Annotated in this window: 24 protein-coding genes; 7 read left to right on the forward strand and 17 right to left on the reverse strand. The window is 69.6% G+C overall.

Going from position 1 to position 20,928, the window contains the following annotated elements; translation table 11 throughout:
* Positions 1-22: 22 nt before the first annotated feature.
* Positions 23-295 carry a helix-turn-helix transcriptional regulator gene (locus tag OG199_RS10690; RefSeq protein WP_351725306.1) on the reverse strand — a complete coding sequence of 91 codons (273 nt, stop codon included), beginning with the start codon at positions 293-295 and terminating at the stop codon, positions 23-25.
* Positions 296-327: 32 nt separating this feature from the next.
* On the opposite strand from OG199_RS10690, the gene map reads away from it, so the two are divergent.
* Positions 328-1,095, forward strand: coding sequence for a type I methionyl aminopeptidase (gene map / locus OG199_RS10695; RefSeq protein WP_405829231.1), 768 nt, complete (start codon positions 328-330; stop codon positions 1,093-1,095).
* Between the two features lie 74 nt (positions 1,096-1,169).
* Here the strand turns inward: map and ggt are convergent, their stop codons facing one another.
* Positions 1,170-2,990, reverse strand: a complete 1,821-nt coding sequence (gene ggt / locus OG199_RS10700) for a gamma-glutamyltransferase (RefSeq protein ID WP_405829233.1) — start codon at positions 2,988-2,990, stop codon at positions 1,170-1,172.
* A gap of 104 nt (positions 2,991-3,094) precedes the next feature.
* Here ggt and OG199_RS10705 point away from each other — a divergent pair, with 104 nt between their 5' ends.
* Positions 3,095-3,865 carry a hypothetical protein gene (locus OG199_RS10705; RefSeq protein WP_405829235.1) on the forward strand — a complete coding sequence of 257 codons (771 nt, stop codon included), beginning with the start codon at positions 3,095-3,097 and terminating at the stop codon, positions 3,863-3,865.
* A 116-nt stretch (positions 3,866-3,981) separates the two neighbouring features.
* Positions 3,982-5,550 (forward strand): CocE/NonD family hydrolase, encoded by a 1,569-nt coding sequence (locus tag OG199_RS10710; RefSeq protein ID WP_405829236.1) that lies wholly within the window; start codon positions 3,982-3,984, stop codon positions 5,548-5,550.
* 48 nt (positions 5,551-5,598) lie between these two features.
* Here OG199_RS10710 and OG199_RS10715 read toward each other — a convergent pair whose 3' ends face one another.
* The 9 genes from OG199_RS10715 to OG199_RS10755 form a co-directional block, all read right to left on the reverse strand.
* On the reverse strand, positions 5,599-6,537 hold the full coding sequence (locus OG199_RS10715) for an amino acid ABC transporter permease (RefSeq protein WP_405829238.1): 939 nt from the start codon (positions 6,535-6,537) through the stop codon (positions 5,599-5,601).
* Entirely contained in the window at positions 6,534-7,178 is a 645-nt protein-coding gene (locus OG199_RS10720) for an amino acid ABC transporter permease (RefSeq protein WP_393076242.1), read from the reverse strand. The genes OG199_RS10715 and OG199_RS10720 overlap by 4 nt, the downstream gene beginning before the upstream one ends.
* A gap of 11 nt (positions 7,179-7,189) precedes the next feature.
* The gene (locus OG199_RS10725; protein WP_405829239.1) at positions 7,190-8,107 is read right to left on the reverse strand and encodes a glutamate ABC transporter substrate-binding protein; all 918 of its coding nucleotides are present in this window, start codon (positions 8,105-8,107) and stop codon (positions 7,190-7,192) included.
* A gap of 17 nt (positions 8,108-8,124) precedes the next feature.
* Positions 8,125-8,868, reverse strand: coding sequence for an amino acid ABC transporter ATP-binding protein (locus OG199_RS10730; RefSeq protein WP_401805746.1), 744 nt, complete (start codon positions 8,866-8,868; stop codon positions 8,125-8,127).
* A 158-nt stretch (positions 8,869-9,026) separates the two neighbouring features.
* Entirely contained in the window at positions 9,027-9,467 is a 441-nt protein-coding gene (locus tag OG199_RS10735; protein ID WP_329527759.1) for a DUF6278 family protein, read from the reverse strand.
* A 74-nt stretch (positions 9,468-9,541) separates the two neighbouring features.
* On the reverse strand, positions 9,542-10,321 hold the full coding sequence (locus tag OG199_RS10740) for an exodeoxyribonuclease III (RefSeq protein ID WP_356809258.1): 780 nt from the start codon (positions 10,319-10,321) through the stop codon (positions 9,542-9,544).
* Positions 10,322-10,391: 70 nt separating this feature from the next.
* Positions 10,392-11,027 (reverse strand): MBL fold metallo-hydrolase, encoded by a 636-nt coding sequence (locus OG199_RS10745; protein WP_356809259.1) that lies wholly within the window; start codon positions 11,025-11,027, stop codon positions 10,392-10,394.
* A 67-nt stretch (positions 11,028-11,094) separates the two neighbouring features.
* Positions 11,095-12,393, reverse strand: coding sequence for a 4-carboxymuconolactone decarboxylase (pcaC, locus tag OG199_RS10750; protein WP_356809260.1), 1,299 nt, complete (start codon positions 12,391-12,393; stop codon positions 11,095-11,097).
* Between the two features lie 489 nt (positions 12,394-12,882).
* On the reverse strand, positions 12,883-13,764 hold the full coding sequence (locus tag OG199_RS10755; protein WP_405829242.1) for a helix-turn-helix domain-containing protein: 882 nt from the start codon (positions 13,762-13,764) through the stop codon (positions 12,883-12,885).
* Positions 13,765-14,020: 256 nt separating this feature from the next.
* On the opposite strand from OG199_RS10755, the gene OG199_RS10760 reads away from it, so the two are divergent.
* Complete coding sequence (locus OG199_RS10760) at positions 14,021-14,995, forward strand: aldo/keto reductase (RefSeq protein ID WP_405829244.1); 975 nt, start codon at positions 14,021-14,023, stop codon at positions 14,993-14,995.
* A gap of 365 nt (positions 14,996-15,360) precedes the next feature.
* Here the strand turns inward: OG199_RS10760 and OG199_RS10765 are convergent, their stop codons facing one another.
* The 3 genes from OG199_RS10765 to OG199_RS10775 all read right to left on the reverse strand — a co-directional run bounded on the left by OG199_RS10765 (position 15,361) and on the right by OG199_RS10775 (position 16,862).
* Positions 15,361-15,549: a DUF6381 family protein gene (locus OG199_RS10765; RefSeq protein WP_266703096.1), complete on the reverse strand. Its 189-nt coding sequence runs from the start codon at positions 15,547-15,549 to the stop codon at positions 15,361-15,363.
* A gap of 558 nt (positions 15,550-16,107) precedes the next feature.
* On the reverse strand, positions 16,108-16,353 hold the full coding sequence (locus OG199_RS10770; protein ID WP_356808039.1) for a DUF5133 domain-containing protein: 246 nt from the start codon (positions 16,351-16,353) through the stop codon (positions 16,108-16,110).
* A gap of 332 nt (positions 16,354-16,685) precedes the next feature.
* Positions 16,686-16,862, reverse strand: a complete 177-nt coding sequence (locus OG199_RS10775; RefSeq protein WP_266703092.1) for a CsbD family protein — start codon at positions 16,860-16,862, stop codon at positions 16,686-16,688.
* 191 nt (positions 16,863-17,053) lie between these two features.
* Between OG199_RS10775 and OG199_RS10780 the strand changes: the two genes are divergently transcribed.
* Together OG199_RS10780 and OG199_RS10785 are read left to right on the forward strand one after the other, a co-directional pair.
* Entirely contained in the window at positions 17,054-17,224 is a 171-nt protein-coding gene (locus OG199_RS10780; protein ID WP_381931184.1) for a hydrophobic protein, read from the forward strand.
* Between the two features lie 326 nt (positions 17,225-17,550).
* The gene (locus OG199_RS10785) at positions 17,551-17,904 is read left to right on the forward strand and encodes a PRC-barrel domain-containing protein (protein WP_405829247.1); all 354 of its coding nucleotides are present in this window, start codon (positions 17,551-17,553) and stop codon (positions 17,902-17,904) included.
* A 63-nt stretch (positions 17,905-17,967) separates the two neighbouring features.
* On the opposite strand, the gene OG199_RS10790 is transcribed toward OG199_RS10785, so the two are convergent.
* Together OG199_RS10790 and OG199_RS10795 are read right to left on the reverse strand one after the other, a co-directional pair.
* On the reverse strand, positions 17,968-18,126 hold the full coding sequence (locus OG199_RS10790; RefSeq protein ID WP_401805734.1) for a CsbD family protein: 159 nt from the start codon (positions 18,124-18,126) through the stop codon (positions 17,968-17,970).
* A 156-nt stretch (positions 18,127-18,282) separates the two neighbouring features.
* The gene (locus OG199_RS10795) at positions 18,283-18,744 is read right to left on the reverse strand and encodes a GNAT family N-acetyltransferase (RefSeq protein WP_356809461.1); all 462 of its coding nucleotides are present in this window, start codon (positions 18,742-18,744) and stop codon (positions 18,283-18,285) included.
* Positions 18,745-19,074: 330 nt separating this feature from the next.
* On the opposite strand from OG199_RS10795, the gene OG199_RS10800 reads away from it, so the two are divergent.
* A complete protein-coding gene (locus OG199_RS10800) occupies positions 19,075-19,242 on the forward strand; it encodes a hypothetical protein (RefSeq protein ID WP_356809462.1) in 168 nt (55 codons plus the stop codon).
* 34 nt (positions 19,243-19,276) lie between these two features.
* On the opposite strand, the gene OG199_RS10805 is transcribed toward OG199_RS10800, so the two are convergent.
* Positions 19,277-20,242: a YihY/virulence factor BrkB family protein gene (locus OG199_RS10805; RefSeq protein WP_405829249.1), complete on the reverse strand. Its 966-nt coding sequence runs from the start codon at positions 20,240-20,242 to the stop codon at positions 19,277-19,279.
* Positions 20,243-20,928 lie beyond the last annotated feature (686 nt).

Genomic DNA, 20,928 nt, shown 5'->3' on the forward strand with positions numbered 1-20,928 from the left:
CCGGTAGAAAACACCCTCCGTGTTACGGAACGGCTACAGGGAGTTTTCGGGCCGGGAGCGGAGTCCGGTGATCGAGGTCGTCCATGGACAGCCCGAGCGCCCTCGCCAGCGCCGCCACGGTGAAGAAGGCGGGGGTGGGAGCCCGCCCCGTCTCGATCTTGCGCAGGGTCTCGGCCGAGATCCCGGCGGTCGCCGCGACCTCCACCATGCTCCGGCCTCCACGGGCCTCGCGCAGCAACTGCCCGAGACGCTCGCCGCGTTCGCGCTCTTCGGGGGTCAGCGGGGTACGCACCATGAGCCCATTCTAATACCGGTATAGTAATTGGCATGGTGGAACTCAAGACGGACACATCGATCGACGCGATGCACGAGGCGGGACAGGTCGTGGGCAGGGCGCTCACGGCCGTGCGGGAAGCGGCGGCCGTGGGCATCTCCCTGCTGGAGCTGGACGAGGTCGCCCACCAGGTGCTGCGGGACGCGGGCGCCGGCTCCCCCTTCCTCGGCTACCGCCCCTCCTTCGCACCCACCCCGTTCCCCGCGGTCATCTGCGCCTCCGTGAACGACGCGATCGTGCACGGGATCCCCACCGGCTACCGGCTGCGCGACGGAGACCTGGTCTCCATCGACTTCGGCGCCGAACTGGGCGGCTGGGTCGGCGACTCGGCGATCAGCTTCGTCGTCGGCCGGCCGCGCGCCGCCGACGTCCGCCTGGTCGAGACCGCCGACCGCGCCCTCGCGGCGGGCATCGCGGCGGCCGTCGTCGGCAACCGCATCGGGGACATCGCGCACGCCGTCGGCACGGTCTGCCGCGCTGCGGGGTACGGCATCCCGGACGGCTTCGGCGGCCACGGCGTGGGCCGCCGTATGCACGAGGACCCGCCCGTCCCCAACGAGGGGCGCCCCGGCCGCGGCCTGCCGTTGCGCCACGGCATGGTCCTCGCCATCGAGCCCATGCTCATCGGCGGCGGCACCGACGGGTTCCACGCGGCGCCCGACGGCTGGACCCTGCGTACGGACGACGGCTCCCGCGCGGCCCACGCCGAGCACACGGTGGCCATCACGGACTCGGGGCCCCGCATCCTGACGGCGCGCTGACCCCGGGCCCGCGCGAGCGTGCCGCGAACGGCGCGGTGTCCCGCGCCGTTCGCCCGCTCACGCCCGGACCGCCCTCAGGACGCGGGACGCACCACCATCGCCGATCCGCCCCCGCGCCGTACCGGCTCCGCCGCTGCCAGCCACTTGCCGTTCGGAAGGCGCTGGACGCCTGTCGCCGCGCCGATCTCGGGGTTGGGCTTGAAGGAGTGTCCGAGTGCCTCCAGCCGGGTCCTGAGCGCGCTGTCGTACAGGCCCGGTTCGAGTTCCGTCTGTGCCGCGTTGCGCTGGCTGGCACGCGGAGCGGCGATCGCGTCGACGAGCGGCAGTCCGCGGTCCAGGAATCCGGTGAGCGTCTGCAGCACGGTGGTGATGATGGTGGCACCGCCCGGTGAACCGAGCGCCACCACCGGCCGGTCGTGCCGGTCCAGCACGATCGTCGGCGAGATCGACGAGCGCGGCCGCTTGCCGGGGCCGGGCAGGTTCGGGTCGTGCACGGCCGGACTGGCCGGGGTGAAGGAGAAGTCCGTCAACTCGTTGTTGAGGAGGAAGCCGCGGCCCGGGACGGTGATGCCGCTGCCGCCGGTCTGCTCGATGGTCAGCGTGTACGAGACGACGTCACCCCACTTGTCGGCGACCGTGAGGTGCGTGGTGTTCTCGCCCTCGTACGTCGTCGGAGCGGCGGTCCCCGCGGTGGAGCAGGCCGCCGGGTGGCGCGGGTCGCCCGGTGCGAGCGGGCTGGTCAGCACCGAGTGGTCCTTGACGAGGCACGCGCGGGAGTCGGCGTACTTCTGCGACAGCAGTTCCTTCGTGGGTACGTGCTCGAAGGCCGGGTCGCCGACCCAGCGCCCCCGGTCGGCGAACGCGATCCGGCTGGCCTCGATGTAGTGGTGCAGGTACTGCACGTCGCTCGCCTTGGAGAGGTCGGTCCGCTCCAGGATGTTGAGGGCCTCGCCGACCGTGGTGCCACCGGACGAGGAGGGCGCGATCGAGTAGACCTTCCGGCCGCGGTACGCGGTCTCCGTCGGCGCCTGCTTCTTCGCCCGGTACGCCGCCAGGTCCCTGAGCGACAGCTTTCCGGGCCGGGCGTTGTATCGGGAACCGGTGTCCACCGGCGGCTTGTTCACGGTGGCGACGATGTCCTTGCCGAGGTCGCCGTGGTAGATCGCGCCGACGCCCTTGCGCCCCAACTCCTCGTAGGTGCGCGCGAGGTCGGGGTTGGTGAGCGTCGAGCCGACCGCCGGGAGCGAGCCGCCGGGCAGGAACAGCTTGGCGGTGTCCGGGAAGTTCCTGAAGCGGGCCTCGTTGGACTCCGTCTGGGAGCGGAAGGTCGCGTCGACCGTGAAGCCGTCGCGGGCGATCCGTTCCGCGGGCTCGAGGACGCTGCTCAGCCGCCTGCTGCCCCAACTGTCCAGCGCCGTCTGCCAGGTCGCGGGCGTACCCGGCGTACCGACGCTCAGTCCGCTGGTGACGGCGTCCGCGAAGGCGAGCGGCTGACCGTTCTCCAGGAACAGCCCCGAGTCGGCGCTCAGCGGCGCCGTCTCGCGGCCGTCGATCGTGTGCACCGTGCGGGACTTGGCGTCGTAGTAGACGAAGTAGCCGCCACCGCCCACGCCGGACGAGTAGGGCTCGGTGACACCGAGGGCCGCGGCCGTGGCGACCGCCGCGTCCACCGCGTTGCCGCCCTTCCTGAGGACCTCGATACCCGCGGCGGAGGCGTCGGCGTCGACGCTCGCCACCGCGCCGCCGTACCCGACGGCGACCGGCACCTTCGCCGACGCGCCGCCGGCGGCCGACACGGCCGCCTTCCCGGCGCCGGGAGGCGCTGCCGCACCGACCGAGACCATCGCGGCCGAAACCGCCAAGACCGCCAGATTCCGCGCAACAGGGCGACGCATCCGTACCTCCAGTCAACAGCCGTCCGCGCAGCGTAACCGCACCTCCGCCCTTCCGTCAGGACCCCCTCGAACACCGTTGCGCATTCCGGCTAGCATGCGCGCCCATGAATGACGACGTGCGCAACATCGTCCTCGGCGTGCTGGCGGCAGGCGTCAGCGCCTCCCTCGGCTGGCTCGCCCGTACGTACCTGTGGAAGCGCAGACTCCGGCGCAAGCAGGCGTTCTTCGGACTGCCCGACAACTCCGAGTCGCTGCTGGTGGTCAACCGGGAGGCGGGCGGCCCGGAGCTCACGGTGATGCGGCACGACGTGTTCGCGTTGCTCGAACTGTCCGCCCTGATCAAGGACTGTGGCGCGCATGCCCAGGTTATCGCGCACGACGCGACGCAGCAGGGTTTCGGGGAGCGTACGGAGTTCTGCGTGGGAGGCCCCTCGTCGAACCGGCGGATGGCGGCGCACCTGCACTCGCTGCTTCCGGGTGTCGACGTGAACGTCGACTCGGAACCGGGCCCGGAGCGCGGCGCGTTCCAGATCGGCAGCGAGCGCTACCTCCTGGAGGCGGGCAAGGGCGAGTACGTGATCCTCGCCCGGCTGGTCGCCGGTCATGAGCGCGGGACGCGGCCGGTGTTCCTCTTCTGCGGCCAGCGCGCGATCACCAACCAGGCCGCGACCCGCTACCTCGCCCGCAACCACGAGCGCCTGGCGCGCAAACACGGCGGGAACTCCTTCGTCCTGCTGCTGAAGGTGGTGAACTCGCAGGCGTACGGCCCCGATGTGGTCGAACTCGTCGCGGACGTGACCCGCGCAGCCAGGACCCCGCCACCCGCGCCCACGCCCACGCCCACGCCGGCACGCAGCTCGCACCGCGCCTCGTAGGTTCCGGCAGCTTCCCGGAACCTTTACCCGTGCGTAACTTACCGACGGGTTACTTCCGGTAAGCGCGCGAGGTTACCGTCGGGTCACTTTCCACCGACACGAGTGAGGAGTGGCCCGTGGGACTCCATCGCCATGCCCTGCGCACGACCGCCGTGGGTGCCGTCACGGCGGCCCTGATCACCGGCGGCACCCTCGGGCTCGCCCCCACCGTCCGGGCGGCCACGGGCGGCGTCCGCTTCGTCGACATCACCGGGGACGGCGGCACGGTTCTCAAGGGCAACGTCGTCACCCCCTCGGACGCCGACGGAACCCGCACCTACCCGCTCATCGTGCTGCCCACGAGCTGGGGTCTGCCCCAGGTCGAGTACCTCGCACAGGCCCAAAGACTCGCCGACTCCGGCTATGTGGTGGTCGGTTACAACGTCCGCGGCTTCTGGCAGTCCGGCGGCGAGATAGAAGTGGCGGGGCCGCCCGACGTGGCCGACACCTCCAAGGTGATCGACTGGGCGCTCGCCAACACCCCCGCCGACGCGCGGCGGATCGGTGTGGCCGGTGTCTCGTACGGCGCCGGGATCAGCCTGCTGGCCGCCGAGCACGACAAGCGGATCAAGGCGGTCGCCGCGCTCAGCGGCTGGGCCGATCTCATCGACTCCATCTACTCGGGCCGCACTCAGCACAGCCAGGCCACCGCCCTGCTCGGCGGCGTCGGCGCTCTCACCGGCCGCCCCAGCGCCGAACTCCGTCAGACCCTGGAGGGCTTCTTCTCCTCGGACCTCTCGAAGGAACAGGAGATGATCGCCTGGGGGAGGAAACGTTCCCCCGAGACGTATGTCGACCAGCTCGAGAAGAACAGGCCGGCCGTCTTCATGGCCAACGCCTGGGGCGACACGATCTTCCCGCCCAACCAGTACGCCCGCTTCTACGAGGAGCTGACCGGACCCAAGCGTCTGGAGTTCCGCCCCGGCGACCACGCCACCGCCGAGCTGCCCGGTCTGTTCGGAGTCCCCAACGACGTGTGGACGGACACCGGCCGCTGGTTCGACCACTACCTCAGGGGCGAGGACAACGGAATCGACCGCGAGCAGCCGGTCCAGCTCAAGTCCCGTTCCGCCGGCGGCTACGAGGGCTACCCGGACTGGAAGTCGGTCGGCGCCACCACGAGGAAGATCGCACTGGCGGGCACCACCACGATCCACACGAACGTCGACTCGGGCGCGGACGGCGGGATCATCTTCCTCTCCAGCGTCCTGGACCAGCTGGCGCGGGTCCCCCCGACGGCCGCCATCCCGCTGCTGCCGCGCCGCTGGGCGGCCGTCTGGCAGTCACAGCGGTACGCGAGCGCCCAGCAGGTGCGCGGCACCGCCCGGCTGCACACCACCCTCACCCCGACCAAGGAGAGCGGCACCCTCGTCGCCTATCTGTACGACGTGGGGCCGCTCGGCCTCGGCAAGCTGGTCAGCAACGCGCCGTACACCTTCCACGGGCAGACGCCCGGCAAGCCGTTCGGCGTCGACCTGGACCTGTACTCCACGGCCTACGACGTCCCGGCAGGGCACCGGCTCGCCCTGGTCGTCGACACGGTCGACCCGCTCTACATCGAGCACAACCCGTCCGGCGCGCAGCTGACCTTCTCCTCACCGGCGAACGACCCGTCCTACGTGTCGATTCCCCTGCGCGAGCAGTGATCTCCGGCTGCCGCCGGCCGGGTCTGGCCCTGTGAGCTGCTGCTCCCCCTACGGTCTCGGGGCGGTGGGGGGAAACCCCCCACCCGGCAGCAGCGTCCCTGGTTCGGCCGGTGCCACATTCACGGCCTCGGTCTTGGGACTGCGCCGCTCCCACCGGGACACCCGCTGGGCGAACCAGGAGAGCAGCATGCACATCCCGATGTAGATCGGCGAGATCACCATCACCACGGGGATGAACGGCAAATCGTAGTCGAGGTTGGACGCGATCAGTTTCCCGGCGTGGAGGAACTCCTCATAGGTGATGAGAAAACCGAGCGAGGTGTCCTTCAGCGCCACCACCAGCTGGCTGATGATGGCGGGCAGCATGGCCCGTACGGCCTGCGGTACGAGGACGTGGGACATGACCTGGGTCTTGCGCATGCCGAGCGCGTACGCGGCCTCCCGCTGCCCGCGGTCGACGGAGTTGACGCCGGAGCGGAAGACCTCGGCGAGCACCGAGCCGTTGTAGAGCGTCAGTCCGGCGACCAGCGCGGGCAGCGGCTGCACCTTCAGCGCCACGAAGATGAAGAAGATCATCACCAGCACGGGCATGGCGCGGAAGAACTCGACGACCAGCGTGGAGATCCAGCGCACCGGGCCGTGGTCGGAGAGGCGCCCCGTGGCGAGCACCGCGCCCAGCGCCAGCGAGAACACGGCGGCCAGCGCGAAGGCCTTGAGCGTGTTCCCCAGTCCTCGCAGCAGAAGTTCCTGGATGCCCTTGTACTCGAAGGGCATCCACTTGGTGTGCGTGAACTGGCCGGTGTCGAACAGGAGATAGAGGATCCAGCCGATCAGGGCGAGGATCAGGACGGTGGACACGACCCCGTACATGCGGTGCCGTTGCCGGGTCCTCGGCCCGGGGACGTCGTAGAGGGCGGTGGACCGGTGGGTGGTGGACCGGCGGCCCGCGGGCCGGTGGGCGGGTGGCTGAGGGGCGGTGGCGGTCATCGGGCGACTCCCCAGCGCTTTTCGAGAACATTGAAGACCGCGCTGATGGCGAGGGTGATGATCAGGTACCCGACGGCGATCCAGACGAAGGTCCAGACGATGTTGTAGCCGAGCTCGCTGAGCGTCTTGTAGGTGCCGAGCAGTTCGGTGACGCTGAACGCCCCGGCGATGGCGGAGTTCTTGGCGAGCGCGATGAGGGTGGAGCCGATCGGCGGGATCACGGAGCGGAAGGCCTGCGGCAGGACCACCAGCGAGAGCGTCTGTCGGAACGTCATGCCGAGGCTGCGGGCCGCCTCGCCCTGTTCCCTGGGCACGGTGTTGATGCCGGCCCGCAGCGCCTCGCAGATGAACGCCGAGGTGTAGCAGCCGAGCGCCAGGACCGCGAACACCTGGAAGGGCAGCACGAGTCCGAAGCGCGGCAGGCCGAGCAGGACCGCGAAGAACAGCAGGGTGAGCGGGGTGTTGCGCAGCACGGCCACCCAGGCCGTGCCGAGGGCCCGCAGGGAGGCGACCGGCGCGACCCTGAACGAGGCCATCAGGAAGCCCAGCAGAAGCGCCAGCACCGATGCGTAGACGGTGAGTTCGACCGTGCCGAGGAATCCCTCGGCGAAGAGGGAGAAGTTGTCTGTCAGTACGTTCACGTCGGCCTCGTTCAGCTCGCCGGGTAGCGGTCGATGGCGGGCGGGGCGGGCGCGGGCACGCCGGAGAGCCCGAGCGTCGCCTCGTACGCCCTCTTCCAGTCGCCGTTCTTCTCCCGGGCCTCCAGCGCGTCGTCGAGTGCGTAGCGCAGCGCGTTGTCCCCGCGCGGGACGCCGATGCCGTAGGGCTCCTTGGAGAACGGCTTGCCGACTACCTTGAGTTCGTCGGGGGCCTTCGCCGCGTAGCCGATCAGGATCGCGTCGTCGGTGGTGACGGCGTCGACCTGGTAGGTGAGCAGGTTGTCGACGCAGACCGAGTAGGTGTCGTAGGCGACGAGTGTGGCCTTCGGGTAGTCCGCCTTGATGCGCTGGTAGGGCGTCGAACCGGCCGCCGAGCAGACGCGTTTGCCGGCCAGGTCCTGGGGGCCGTGGATGTCGTTCTCGTCCTTGCGGACCAGCAGGGACTGACCGGCCATGTAGTACGGCCCCGCGAAGCCGACGAGCCTCTTGCGCAGGTCGTTGATGGTGTAGGTGCCGACGTAGTAGTCGATCTGGCCGTTCTGCAGGGCGGTTTCGCGGTTGGCCGAGGCCACCGTCCTGAAGTTGACGGACTTCGGGTCGAAGCCGAGTGAGGCCGCCATCATCCTGGCGATCTCGATGTCGAAGCCGGCGTAGGCGCCGGTCGCCGGGTCCTTCTCGCCCAGGTACGGCTGGTCCTCCTTGACGCCGACGTTCAAGTAGCCGCGCTTCCGCGCCCGTTCCCAGGTGGGCGAGTCGGGGAGCTCGAAGCCCTTCGCGACCTCGTAGGTGGGCAGCTTCTCGGCGGCCGGTCCCTTGGTGGGCGGGCTCCCCTCCTTGCCGCAGCCGGTGACGGTGGCGAGCAGCGCGGTGATCGCCACCAGGGCGAGGCGCACACGTGTGGTACGGATCATGCGGTGCACTCCCCCGCTCAGTGCTTGAGGATCTTGGAGAGGAAGTCCTTGGCGCGGTCGCTGCGCGGGTTGGTGAAGAACTCCTCGGGGGCGCGGTCCTCGACGATGCGGCCGTCGGACATGAAGACGACACGGTTGGCGGCGGAGCGCGCGAAGCCCATCTCGTGGGTGACGACGACCATGGTCATGCCGTCGCGCGCGAGTTGCTGCATGACTTCCAGGACCTCGTTGATCATCTCCGGGTCGAGGGCCGACGTCGGTTCGTCGAACAGCAGTGCCTTGGGGTCCATGGCGAGGGCGCGGGCGATGGCGACGCGCTGTTGCTGACCGCCGGAGAGCTGTGCCGGGTACTTGGGGGCCTGCGCGGCGAGGCCCACGCGGTCCAGGAGTTCACGGGAGCGCCGGTCCGCGTCCTCCTTCTTGCGGCCGCGCACCTTGATCTGGGCGAGCGAGACGTTCTGCAGGACCGTCTTGTGCGCGAAGAGGTTGAAGGACTGGAAGACCATCCCGACCTCGGCACGGAGCCCGGCGAGCGCCTTGCCCTCGTCCGGCAGCGGCCGGCCGTCCAGCCTGATGACGCCCGACTGGACGGTCTCCAGCCGGTTGATCGTCCGGCACAGCGTCGACTTGCCCGACCCCGACGGGCCGATGACGACGACCACCTCCCCCTTGGCGACGGTGAGGTCGATGTCCTGCAGGACATGCAGCTCGCCGAAGTACTTGTTCACGCCCTGCAGTTCGATCAGAGGATCGACAGCCATGCCCGGCCCTACCCACTCTCAGCTGTGTCGCAGTTGCCGCAAACTATCCGGGCAAGATGGCGCTTAATACTCGACACGCACTTTTCGGGCAATAGCCGTATTTATCAAGTTTCAGGTTTACGGGGCGCCAGTTCGGGAGGGGAACGGCGGCCGCCGGATCACCCCTCCGACACCTCGGCGTACAGCTGGGACAGCTCGGGAGCGCCGCTGGAGGCCCAGGTGTGGCCTGAGGCGACGACGTCGATCTCGCGGCCGGAGGTCAGCCGTACGACCGGCTGGCCGTTGGGCCAGATCTCCCAGGCGGCGCCGGAGACCGTGCGCACGATGACCGAACCGAGGTAGAGGCCCGCGTCGTTGCCGAGCCAGGGCAGGCTCTCCTCGTCGTCGCGCCAGCGCGGCAGCAACTGGTCCAGCGCCTCCAAGGAGGTCGCGGAGTCGTCGAGTTCGACACCCGCCTGATACGCCTGCGAGCGCAGCAGCTCGCACTCGGCGAGGAGTTCGGCGATACCCGCCGGATCATGGTCGCCTTCGGTGAACACGGCCACCCCGAAGGCGAGGCCGTGCTTCTTGCGCCAGGTGCCCAAAAAAGGGATGTTCATACGCCCAGCGTGTCATTCCCTCCGTCCGACACACCACAGGCGCGCCCCGGAACGCACCCGCCCGCCCGCGCGGGTCACACGTCGAGGTCCACCACGACGGGCGCGTGGTCCGAGGCCCCCTTGCCCTTGCGCTCCTCGCGGTCGACGTACGCGTCGCCGACGGCCTTGGAGAACGCCTGGTTGCCGTACACCAGGTCGATGCGCATGCCCCGGTTCTTGGGGAAGCCGAGCTGGCGGTAGTCCCAGTAGGTGAACGGGTGGTCGTACTTGAGGGGGCGCGGGACCACGTCCGACAGGCCCGTCTCGCGCAGCGAGGTCAGGGCGGCGCGCTCGGCCGGGGTGACGTGCGTGGCACCGTCGAACAGGGAGATGTCCCAGACGTCGTCGTCCGTCGGTGCCACGTTGTAGTCCCCGAGGACGGCGAAGGGCCTGCTGCCCGCCGCGTCACCCGCGACCGCCGCCTTGAGGGCCTCGAACCACTGGAGCTTGTACGCGTAGTGGGGGTGGCCCACCTCTCGGCCGTTCGGCACGTACACCGACCAGACGCGGACCGGGCCGCAGGTCGCGGAGACGGCCCGGGGCTCCTCGACGCCCTCGTAGCCGGGGTCGCCCGGCAGTCCCCTGACGACGTCCTCCAGGCCGACGCGCGAGAGCACCGCCACGCCGTTCCACCGGCCGGTCGCGTGCACGGCCGCTTCGTAGCCCAGCTCGCGCAGCTCGTCGACGGGGAACTGCTCGGCGGCGACCTTGGCCTCCTGGAGGCACAGCACGTCCGTGCCGCTGCTCTCCAGCCAGGCCAGCAGCCTCGGGAGGCGGGCGGTGATCGAGTTCACGTTCCAGGTCGCGATGCGCATACCCGACAACCTACCGGGCGGGTACGACAACGGGTCCGCGCGGCCCGCTCCGGCCGGACCCGCCCCGCGCTCAGACCTCCGCCGACGTCCCCGGCGCGAGCCTCAGGTGCTCGGCGCCGCCCAGGGCACCGATCTGGTGGTCGTAGATCGGGCGGGCGAGGTCCGTGAGCAGGGCGTCGTGGATGTCGTACGCGCGCTGGGGCTTGACCTCGCGGACGTACTCGATGACCTCGGCGATCTTGTTCCACGGGGCCATCACCGGGAGCATGAGCGTGTCGACCGGCAGGTCGGGGACGGTGAGGGCGTCGCCCGGGTGGAAGACGCGGCCGCCGTCGAGGAGATAGCCGACGTTCGTGACGCGCGGGATGTCCGGGTGGATCACGGCGTGCAGCTCGCCGTGCACCTGGACGTCGAAGCCCGCGGCGGTGAACGTGTCGCCGTGGCCGACGGTGTGCACCCGGCCCGGGAACGCGGCGGAGAGCCGGTCGGCGACCGACTTCAGGGTCCAGACCTCGGTCGCGGGGCCGGCCTCGAGACCTGCCCGCAGCCGCTCCTCGTCGAAGTGGTCGGGGTGCTCGTGCGTGATCAGGATCGCGTCCGCGCCGACGGCCGCGTCCTCCTCGCTGAAGACGCCCGGGTCGATGACGAGCGCGCGCCCGTCCTTCTCCAGACGGATGCAGGCATGCGACTTCTTCGTGAGCTTCATGCATCCATCCTGCCCCCGCCGGGCGGCCCGGGGCCTGCTCAGCCTGGTGCTTCCACTGCCAGGATGATCACTCCTGGGGCGTGGTCTCCTCGCGGATCACCGCCTGCGCCACCCTGAACGCGCTGTTCGCGGCCGGGACACCGCAGTACACCGCCGCCTGGAGGAGCACTTCCTTGATCTCGACCGGGGTGAGGCCGTTGCGGAGGGCGGCACGGGTGTGGAAGGCGAGTTCGTCGAGGTGGCCGCCCGCGACCAGCGCGGTGAGCGTGACACAGCTGCGCGAGCGCCGGTCGAGGCCCGGCCGGTCCCAGATCTCGCCCCAGGCGTATCGGGTGACGAACTCCTGGAAGTCCGTGGAGAAGGCGTCCGCCGAGGCCAGCGCCCGGTCGACGTGCGCGTCGCCGAGCACCTCGCGGCGGACCTTGATCCCCGCGTCGTACGGGTCGGGCCTGCCCAGGATCCCGGGCTGGGCGAGGACGGGCGGGGCGATCTCGGCGACGGGCGCGAGCGGCGGGGGCGTGGTGAGCGCCGGCTTCACCGGGGCCGCCGGGATCGCGACCTGGCCGGTCGACGAGTCGTAGGCGGGCTGCCAGGCGGTGGAGAAGTGCCGTACCAGCAGGTCGGTGACCGCGGCGGGCTGCTCCACCGGGACCAGGTGCGAGGCACCGGGCACGACCGCGAGCCGGGCGTCCGGGATCCCGGCGACCAGCGTGCGGGCCTCGGCGGGCCCGGTGACCTGGTCGTCGGAGCCCACGAGGACGAGGGTGGGAACGCCGATCCGGCCCAGTTCGGGCCGTACGTCGAACGCGGCAAGCGCCTCGCAGGCGGCGATGTAGCAGCCGGGGTCGGTGGTGCGCACCATCTGCACGGCCCACTCGGTGATGGCCGGCTGGGCCGCGGCGAACCCGCCCGTGAACCAGCGTTCGGGCGAGGTGCGGGCGATCGGGTCGAGTCCGTTGGTCCGCACGATCACGCCGCGCTGGCGGAACTCGTCGGCCGATCCGAAGCGGGGCGAGGCGGCGATCACCGCGAGGGAGGCGATCCGCTCCGGGTGGCGCAGGGCCAGTTCGATCCCGAGGGCCCCGCCGAACGCGCAGCCCGCGTAGCCGAAGCGCTGCACCCCGAGCCCGTCGAGTGTGGCGAGCAGCCGCCCCGCGAGTTCGGCGAACGAACCCGCCGGATAGGCGGGGGCCCCGCCGTGGCCCGGCAGGTCGAAGCGGAAGATCCGCCAGTTCTTCGCCAGCTCGGGGATCTGCCGGTCCCACATGTGCCAGGTGGTACCCAGTGAGGGGCCCAGGATCAGGACTGGGGCGTCTTCCGGCCCGTCAAAGCGGTATTGCAGGGTGTTCGGTGGTGTCTCGCTCACCCGTCTGACCCTCTCATGTTCACGAAGTCTCACGTCGCCGGGGCGAACCTGGCGGGTCTTGTCCCGGTCCCTACGGACAAGGGCTTCCTCCTCGATAACGCCTTCCACACGGTTCGGGTTGCAGCATCGATTGTGGTGGCACCGACGCGGCTCGACACGACCCACCTGGAAACCTTCCGGAATCTCCCCCACCAGCGGCTTGACCGCCACACGGTGAAAGATCTGTCCTCCCCTGGTAGACGACTTGGCCGTAGCCGGTGCCCACCGGGCAAGGACGTGCCCCGGCACGCCGTTGGCGGCCAGGTACCTGTGGGCTGACGAGCGAGCGTCGTGGGGACGGAGTCGGTGGAGACGAGGAGATTCGTGGGCCGGTACGCGTGTGCCGGCATGGTGGGCACCACGCGCTGCGCGCGGAATGCTCGCCCGGCCGATCCTCGCGGTGGCGGTGACGACCCTCGACTCCGTGATCGTCCGCGCTGTCCCCGCTGCTCAGGTGAGGCGCTCGTGGCGGTCGGCTTCCGGCTGATCCTGGGTGGCGGCCCAGGCGGACAGGAGGCGGAGGGCGTCGGCGCTGGGGGTGTCGGGAGTGGCGGTGTAGATCACGAGCACGAGGGCGGGGTCGGAGGCCAGCGACATCGTCTCGCAGTTCAGTTGCAGGTCTCCGACGACAGGGTGGTGGAGCTTCTTGGGATTGGTGCGGTGTTGGCGGACGTTGTGGTCGGCCCAGCGCTTCCGGAAGATCTCGCTTCGGGTGGACAGTTCCCCGATGAGGTCGGTGAGGTCCTTGGCACAGGAGTTTCGGCCGGCTTCGGCACGGAGCATCGCGGCGACGTCGTCGGCGGCCTTGTCCCAGTCGGGGAGAAACGCGCCAGCGGCCGGGTCGAGGTAGATGAACCTGGCGAGGTTGGCCGGGCGGCGCGGGTCGGCGAGGAGGGGTGCGTAAAGCGCACGCGCCAGGTGGTTGGTGGCCAGCAGGTCGTGACGGCCGTTGTGGATGAAGGCGGGCGCATCGCCGATGGCGTCCAGCATGTACTGCAGGGCGGGTCGCAGACGCCCGACGGGGGCGCGGCGGCGGGCCGCGGCAGGGGCAGGGGCACGGCGGGCGAGATCGTACAGGTACCGGCGTTCGCCGTCGTCGAGGTGAAGGGCGCGGGACACGCCGTCCAGGACGCTGTCGGAGGCCCCCGAGAGGTTTCCCCGTTCCAGTCGCACGTAGTAGTCGACCGAGACGCCGGCCAGCATCGCGACCTCCTCGCGGCGAAGCCCCTTGACCCGCCTGCGGCCACCGTAGGCGGGTAGGCCGGCCTGCTCGGGGGTGATGCGGGCCCGGCGGGAGACGAGGAACTCCCTGATCTCGGCGCGGTCGTCCATGGTCTTCACGGTAGGCGAGGGTCCCCGGATGAGGCAGGTACTGGCATTACCTGGAAGACCAGGCACTGCCTCTGGCCGGCGAGACGACGTTCGCTGGGGGCGTTCAGGAGGGATTGCGCCACCTGGGGCCACCTGCTCCACGTGAGGCATCTGGGGAGCGACGGCGACGTGAGGGGCAGCGCTTCGGCGCCGGCCTCGTCGGCGCGTCGTCCACCCGAGCCGCGACACGACCACCGCCAACCACGGGAAAGCGATCATGAAACACACCACTCTGGGAGAACTGGAAGTCTCCCGCATCGGCCTGGGCACGATGGGCATGTCCTCGTTCTACACCGGTGCCGGCAGCGACGACGCCGAGTCCGTCCGCACCATTCAGCGGGCGGTCGACCTGGGTGTCACGCTGATGGACACCGCCGAGGTCTATGGACCGTACGCCAACGAGGAACTCGTCGGCAGGGCTCTGACGGGCCGTCGGGACGAGGTCGTGCTGGCGACCAAGTTCGGCATGATCTCCCACGCGGACGGCACGCAGGTCCTCGACAGCAGCCCGGCCAACATCCGTGCCGCCGTCGAAGGCTCACTCAAGCGGCTCGGGACCGACCACATCGACCTGTACTACCAGCACCGCGTCGACCCGGACACGCCGATCGAGGACGTGGCGGGCACGGTCGCAGCACTGGTGCAGGAGGGCAAGGTCCGGTATTTCGGCCTGTCCGAGGCAGGCCCGGACACGATCCGCCGGGCCCATGCCGTGCACCCGGTGACGGCGGTCCAGTCGTCGTACTCGCTGTGGAACCGCGAGGTCGAGGAGCGGGTGCTGCCCGCGCTGCACGAGCTCGGTATCGGCTTCGTGCCGTACTCTCCGCTCGGCCACGGCTTCCTCACCGGCACACTCCGCTCTCCCGAGCAGTTCGACGAGGGAGACTGGCGCCGGACCAGCCCTCGCTTCCAGGGCGAGAACTTCCGGCGCAACCTGGCCCTCGCCGACGAGGTGCGGGCGATCGCCGACGAGGCCGCCGCCACACCGGCCCAGATCGCTCTGTCCTGGCTACTGGGCAGGGGCGAGCACATCGTCCCGATCCCCGGCACCAAGCGGGTCACCCGCGTGGAGGAGAACACCGCCGCCGACACCCTTGAGTTGACCGTCGGGCACATGGCCAGACTCGACAGCCTGCCCCGGGCCGCCGGCTCTGACGAGAACGAGGAGGCGAGGCGGCGGATCGAGCGGTGACGCTCCCCATCACCCCGGCCGCGGCGACCCGACCTGGCCGGCGACCTCGACCGTACCGGCACCCACAGCACGTGCACGGCGGGGCCGCACACCCCCGGCCCGACGAGCCTCGCGCTGTCGACCGGCCACGCGGATGTGGGGGGAACACTCGACGTCCTGGTCCGACCGGGTCCGGGGCCGAAGAGCTCGTCGTCCGCCCGCGGCGGACCAGCGGCCGTGACTTGTTGGGCTCCCGGCGCCTCTCCTGAAGACCGCCCAGACGGAGGCCTCCCTCTTAAGGACGGTGCACGGCGGATACACGGGCCGGCCGGCAGTCCGTCGCGGAGATATGCGACGGACTGCCGGCCGGTGTCGTGCGGGGTGGGTCAGATCATGGGGTCAAGACCCTCAGACGCACCGCCCTGCTGCTGGCTCTGCTCGCGCAGCTTGCGGGCCTTGGCCTGCAGCTTCTCGCGCTCCTGGGGGTCGGAGGCGCTTTGGGCGGCCTCTTCCATCTTCTGGGCCTTCTGACGCATCTGCTGGGCAGAGTCGCGGGACGGGTCCGTTGCGCTCATGGTCACTCCTTTGTGAACAGGGTGAGCGGGCCTCATCAGCGAAGCAGCCCCTTCAGGTCCGCGCATCCCGGGAGATCACTGATCGTGATCACCGCTGCTGGGCACGTGGGAGTGGGGGTGACCCCGATCGTCTCCCCTGGCCCGGGACGATCTCGCCGCCGATTCGTCCCGGGCACCGACTCGGAGCGAAGTACGTCATCACGCGGTGCCGTCAACCGCGGCCCGACGCGGCGGCCGACATCGGGGCCGCCGCGTGCCTAGCACCGTTCCGCGGCCGGCATCGGGGCCGCCGCGGGCCTTCACCGTTCCGTCGCCCGGTTCGGTTGCGGCGCCACAGAGTTGGTGGTGCCATTCGTACGAGCGGCTGCGGAAGTAGCGCCTTCCCCTCGCGGCTTCGGTGCCGGCCGTGACGCGCCTTGCGATGACCGCGAGTCGGCCCCTGCTCGGTCGCGGATCCGGTACCGCCAGGCGTAGTTGCACCAGCAGCCCGCCCAACGGCCTGCCTGCCAACAGCTACAGCTACAGCTACAGCTACAGCTACAGCTACAGCTACAACTGCTACGCGGCCAACGTCTCGTCCGCTTGCGTGCCGCCCTCACGGTCGGTGCTGTAGCGCTCCAGCAGGGCGTCCGCTGCGCGCAGAGCCTGCTCGGCCGTCCGGGCCCCGGTCATCACGCACAGCGTGTACGTCACGTCGTCCAGTGCCTGGCTGGTACGACCGGTGGGGCAGACATCGTGATCGATACGCGTCTGCGCGAACCGGGCCAGTACCGCGCGCAGTTCCCTCTCCGCCGGAAGGATCATGATGGTTCCTCTCCCCAGAACACAGCTCGCGTGACAGCTGACCGACACCGCGAGAAACAGGTCGCATGTATGGCATCTGGCACCGCACTCAGCACCGAGCGGGCGTCAGGCCTGACTTCATGTGCCCCGAGTCGAGAGGCCTATGCCACCGCGCGCGGGCACCCCTCGATGACTTGGCCCGCGTGACCGCCTCCGTCTGCCACTCCCCGGCGATTTCCCCTGGGCGGCCCGAGAGAGCCGGGCGCGAGATCTGTGCCCGACGCCGCGTTGCGGGTGCCGAGCAGCACAGATCCCGGCAGCCGTGACGGCTGCCGGGATCCGGAGTCGTGCGCCTACTTGGGCTTGATGGCGTCCTTGGCCTTTTCCTTGGCCGCGCGCAGGTCACCCTTGGACTCTTCGGTGTGCCCCTCAGCCTTCAGGGACTCGTTGCCGACCGCACCGCCGACGACCTTCTTGACCTTGCCCTCGGCCTGCTCGCCCTTGGCCTGAGCCTTCTCGTCCGCAGCCACAATCACTCACACCCTGTCTCGCTCGAAATTGGTTCGCTCCTCCGTGTCACCCGGGATTCCACCCTCAAACCGGCAGGTTGTCTCACGGACTCACGGGCCTTACGCGGACCCCACCCATCTAAGAAATAAATAAGATCCGCAGGGATGGAGATCGTTCCGCGGGGCACACGAGGCTGCGGAGGTTGATAACTATGGTTCCCGTTCTTCTCGTTCTTCTGCTCGCCCTGCTCCTCTTCGGTGCCGGTTTCGCACTCAAGGCCCTGTGGTGGATCGCTGTCATCGTGCTGATCGTGTGGGTCCTCGGATTTGTGATCCGTCCTACGGCGAGCGGCGGTAAGCGCGGCCGCTGGTACCGCTGGTAAGCGGTCCTGATCAGGGAATTTCACACGGGTGGGCCCCGACGCCGAGGCGTCGGGGCCCACCCGTGTCGCACCTCGGAGCCCAAAGCGGGGTTTCTGTCGTTCCGGAGTACTGGGAGGTCGTGCCGGAGGTGACCGTGACACCAGGAACCAGGGCCTCCAGCACGCCACATCCGGCCACCGGGACATTTCCGTCACGCGCATGTGTGGGCTCCCGGAACCGGGGCACTCGGATTCCTGAGGGAACGTCACCGAATTCGCTGACGCCTCAAAATTCCCCACGGTTCGACCGTGGGGAGCAATGAATCTCGATGAGGGAGCCGTTCTTTATGAGTGACAATATCTGGGGCTACCAGCCGACCACCGGCCACACCGCGGGCACCGACCTGATCGGCTACAAGGTCGAGGCCACCGACGGCAGCATCGGCAAGGTCGACAAGCACTCGGACGACGTCAACTCCTCGTACCTCGTCGTCGACACCGGCGTGTGGATCTTCGGCAAGCACGTCCTGCTGCCGGCCGGCACCGTGCGGACGGTCGACCAGGCCGAACGGAAGATCTACGTCGATCTCACCAAGGACCAGATCAAGGACTCCCCCGAGTTCGACAAGGACAAGCACGTCGGCGACGCCGGCTACCACGAGCAGGTCGGCGGCTACTACCAGAACCACCGAGGCATCTGACCTCGGCGCCATCCCAGAAGTGGGGCCCCCGGAGACGCTCCGGGGGCCCCATTCTCGTGCGCCCTACTTGGGCTTGATCGCATCCGTGGCCTTCTCCTTGGCGGCTCGCAGGTCGCCCTTGCGCTCTTCGGCCTTTCCCTTGGCCTTCAGGGACTCGTTGCCGACCGCACCGCCGACGACCTTCTTCACCTTGCCCTTGGCCTGATCTCCCTTGCCCGCCACAACAACTCACCCCTGTCTCAATCGAAAACGATTCGTTCTCCTCGAGTAACCCGAAAATCCCTTTTCAAACGAAATGGCAGCCGCAGGGACTCCCGCGGCATGTGGTGCGTCGACGCACTCACCCAGCCCAGATCGGCGAGCGCTGGACCGGCCCTGTCAGCAGGGCGCCGCGTAACAACGGACGGCCACCGTCCGGTGCGGGCCCCACTGCTGCTCGACCGTGGCCATCAGCTCCCAGCCCAGCCGCTCGTACAAGGCTGCCGCGGCGGTATCGGAGGTGACGACGTCGAGCACCGGATGCAGGTCACGACGCCGCGCTTCCTCCACTGCCTGGCCGATCAGCAGTGCACCGATCCGATGTCCCCTCGCCTGCGGGGCGACGAACAGTCTGCCGACCACGGCGGTCATCCCCCGCGTCGCCCCGTTCCGCTCGCTCCACAACATCGGCGCCAGATCACCTTCGCCGCTCCGCGACAAACTGACGTGCCCCACCAGGCGGCCTTCGAGTTCGACGACCCAGGACCCCAGCAGGGGACCGCGTGACAGCCACTCGCCGGGCCGATCGGGCCAGTTCACCGGATAGCCGTCAAGCCGATGGACCTCCGCGAGGACCCGCACGCACTCCTCGACGTCGCCATCAGCCCTCTGCCGGACGCGGGGACCCGGCCTCTCATCGGACACCCGGGAGCTCTCGATGTTCACTCCGGAATGGAAACACAGGCCACGGAGTCCCCCAGGCCGTACCGACGGACGCGCTCCGGGCGAAGGGGAGATCTACCCTGGAAATGCCACGATCCCTCACCGGGTCGCGGGACGTCCCGGATGTCCTCGGCATCACTCTGTGGCTGCCCGTCCTCGCAAGCACCTCGCCGCCGACCACGGCAACACCGCGCATCCCGCCACGATCACCCAGCTGCGCCCTCCGGACGCGAACCGAGGCATCACGCCATGATCCTCTTCTACTTCCTGCTACTCGCCGCGATCGCGCTGGTCGTCGTCGGCGCGACCACTGAAGGCATGCTCTACCTGCTCTCCGCAGGCGTACTGCTCCTCATCGCCGATGTGCTCTACCTCGCCGTGAGATCGCTACTGCACCGTCGGCGTCCGGCCCACTGACGCACCCGGCGCCGCATCGCAGTGCCGGTCGTGATCAGAGCTTGCGGGTGTCGCGGGGTTCGGCGTAGGGCTCGTCCCCCGGGGCGTGGCCGCTGTTGATGGCACGTCCGCGTTCCAGCTCGGCGTTGAACTCCAGCCCGAGCAGGATCGCGATGTTGGTGATCCACAGCCAGATGAGCGCGACGATGGGGGTGGCGAAGGTGCCGTAGGTCTTGTTGTAGCTGCTGAAGTTGGCGACGTAGAGGGCGAACAGCGCGGAGGCGATGAGCCAGATGACCACGGCCAGGAGACCACCGGGCATCACGCGCCGGATCTGCCGCTTGACGTTGGGGGCGGCCCAGTAGAGCAGCGTGATGATCACGACGACCAGGAGGAGCATGACGGGCCACTTGGCGATGTCCCACGCCGTCACCGCCGTGTCGCCCAGACCCAGGACGGAGCCCATCTTCTTGGCCAGCGTTCCGGTGAAGACGACGCCGACCGCGGTCAGGGCCAGGAGGATCACCACGGCCGCGGTGATGCCGAGACGGACCGGTAGCGTCTTCCAGACCGGTCGGCCCTCGCCGATGTCGTAGACGATGTTGGACGCCCGCATGAAGGCGGCGACGTAGCCGGAGGCCGACCACAGCGCGAGGACGACACCGATGATCAACGCGAGCAGGGCCTTGCCCTGGCCGCTTTTGAGCTGCTCCAGCACGGTGGTGAGGAGGTCGCGTACCGACCCGGGCGACATGCTGGAGAGGTTCTTGATCAGCGAGTCGATGGTGGACGGGCCCAGCAGTCCCAGAACGGACACCAGGGCCAGCAGGGCCGGGAAGATCGCCAGGACCCCGTAGTAGGTCAGGGCGGCTGCCCAGTCCGTGAGGTTGTCCTCCTTGAACTCCCGCAGCGTGCGCTTCACGACGCCCTTGAACGAATCACCCTTCCCGGCACCCCTTCGGGTCGGACGGCCGGCGACGCGGTCGTCGCCACCCACGCGCTCGGGGGGCGGGCGGTCCACGCTGCCACTGTCACCGTTCAGGCGCCGGCGACCGCCACCGTGGTCGGCGCCGCTGCCATCGCGGTGTGCCCGGTCCGGGCCGTCGGAGGGGGGCGTTGTCACAGTGACTCCTTCCGCGGGCGCCGCCTTCGCAGCGGCCGACGCGCTTCGTCGCGCTCTGCTTCGCATGCAACCCCGCTGCCCTCGACCCCATGACTGGGACGTCGTCCGCTGGACGGACGGAGGACCGCACTCCCCATCACACCCGCTGGGCCGGATACCGGCGACCAGACGGCACCCAAGTGGACCAGCCGACCCCGCCTCGGCAGTTTCGTCCAGAGGCAGGGTTCCGCAGGCTGTCGCGCGTCGCGGGTGGGGAGGGGGAACGTGTCCTCCGCCTTCGGTCGGCACCTGGCACCAGGGGAGCGGAGACACCGGGACAGGGACATGGTGGGAGACGCGTCCGAAAGTTCCTGGTCAGAGGAGTGCTCCATGCCAGGAGTCGCGAGATCCTACGCCGGCCCGGGGACCCGGACGCGGTGTGCTCTCCGCAGCGGCGCCGAGCGTACGGACCGGCTGGCGCCCTCGGAGCCCCTTTGCAGTCCGCCGGTGACCATGACCGCGGCAGGGTTGAGAAGGACGGGTAAGGGCTACCCGCTTGGCATCGGGGTTCGGACGACAGCCCCGTAGGACTCTCCGAGACGACG

The organism is Streptomyces sp. NBC_01176 (assembly GCF_045039825.1).
Lineage (GTDB): Bacteria > Actinomycetota > Actinomycetes > Streptomycetales > Streptomycetaceae > Streptomyces.

Coding starts and splice junctions, on each gene's coding strand:
- OG199_RS10770 (WP_356808039.1), bottom strand. CDS start 16,353: ATGATCCTTCCGGCGGAGAGGGAACTGCGCGCGGTACTGGCCCGGTTC.
- OG199_RS10755 (WP_405829242.1), bottom strand. CDS start 13,764: ATGGACGACCGCGCCGAGATCAGGGAGTTCCTCGTCTCCCGCCGGGCC.
- OG199_RS10785 (WP_405829247.1), top strand. CDS start 17,551: ATGAGTGACAATATCTGGGGCTACCAGCCGACCACCGGCCACACCGCG.
- OG199_RS10765 (WP_266703096.1), bottom strand. CDS start 15,549: ATGAGCGCAACGGACCCGTCCCGCGACTCTGCCCAGCAGATGCGTCAG.
- OG199_RS10780 (WP_381931184.1), top strand. CDS start 17,054: ATGGTTCCCGTTCTTCTCGTTCTTCTGCTCGCCCTGCTCCTCTTCGGT.
- OG199_RS10760 (WP_405829244.1), top strand. CDS start 14,021: ATGAAACACACCACTCTGGGAGAACTGGAAGTCTCCCGCATCGGCCTG.
- OG199_RS10690 (WP_351725306.1), bottom strand. CDS start 295: ATGGTGCGTACCCCGCTGACCCCCGAAGAGCGCGAACGCGGCGAGCGT.
- ggt (WP_405829233.1), bottom strand. CDS start 2,990: ATGCGTCGCCCTGTTGCGCGGAATCTGGCGGTCTTGGCGGTTTCGGCC.
- OG199_RS10800 (WP_356809462.1), top strand. CDS start 19,075: ATGATCCTCTTCTACTTCCTGCTACTCGCCGCGATCGCGCTGGTCGTC.
- OG199_RS10715 (WP_405829238.1), bottom strand. CDS start 6,537: ATGACCGCCACCGCCCCTCAGCCACCCGCCCACCGGCCCGCGGGCCGC.
- OG199_RS10730 (WP_401805746.1), bottom strand. CDS start 8,868: ATGGCTGTCGATCCTCTGATCGAACTGCAGGGCGTGAACAAGTACTTC.
- OG199_RS10745 (WP_356809259.1), bottom strand. CDS start 11,027: ATGAAGCTCACGAAGAAGTCGCATGCCTGCATCCGTCTGGAGAAGGAC.
- OG199_RS10725 (WP_405829239.1), bottom strand. CDS start 8,107: ATGATCCGTACCACACGTGTGCGCCTCGCCCTGGTGGCGATCACCGCG.
- OG199_RS10705 (WP_405829235.1), top strand. CDS start 3,095: ATGAATGACGACGTGCGCAACATCGTCCTCGGCGTGCTGGCGGCAGGC.
- OG199_RS10740 (WP_356809258.1), bottom strand. CDS start 10,321: ATGCGCATCGCGACCTGGAACGTGAACTCGATCACCGCCCGCCTCCCG.
- map (WP_405829231.1), top strand. CDS start 328: ATGGTGGAACTCAAGACGGACACATCGATCGACGCGATGCACGAGGCG.
- OG199_RS10735 (WP_329527759.1), bottom strand. CDS start 9,467: ATGAACATCCCTTTTTTGGGCACCTGGCGCAAGAAGCACGGCCTCGCC.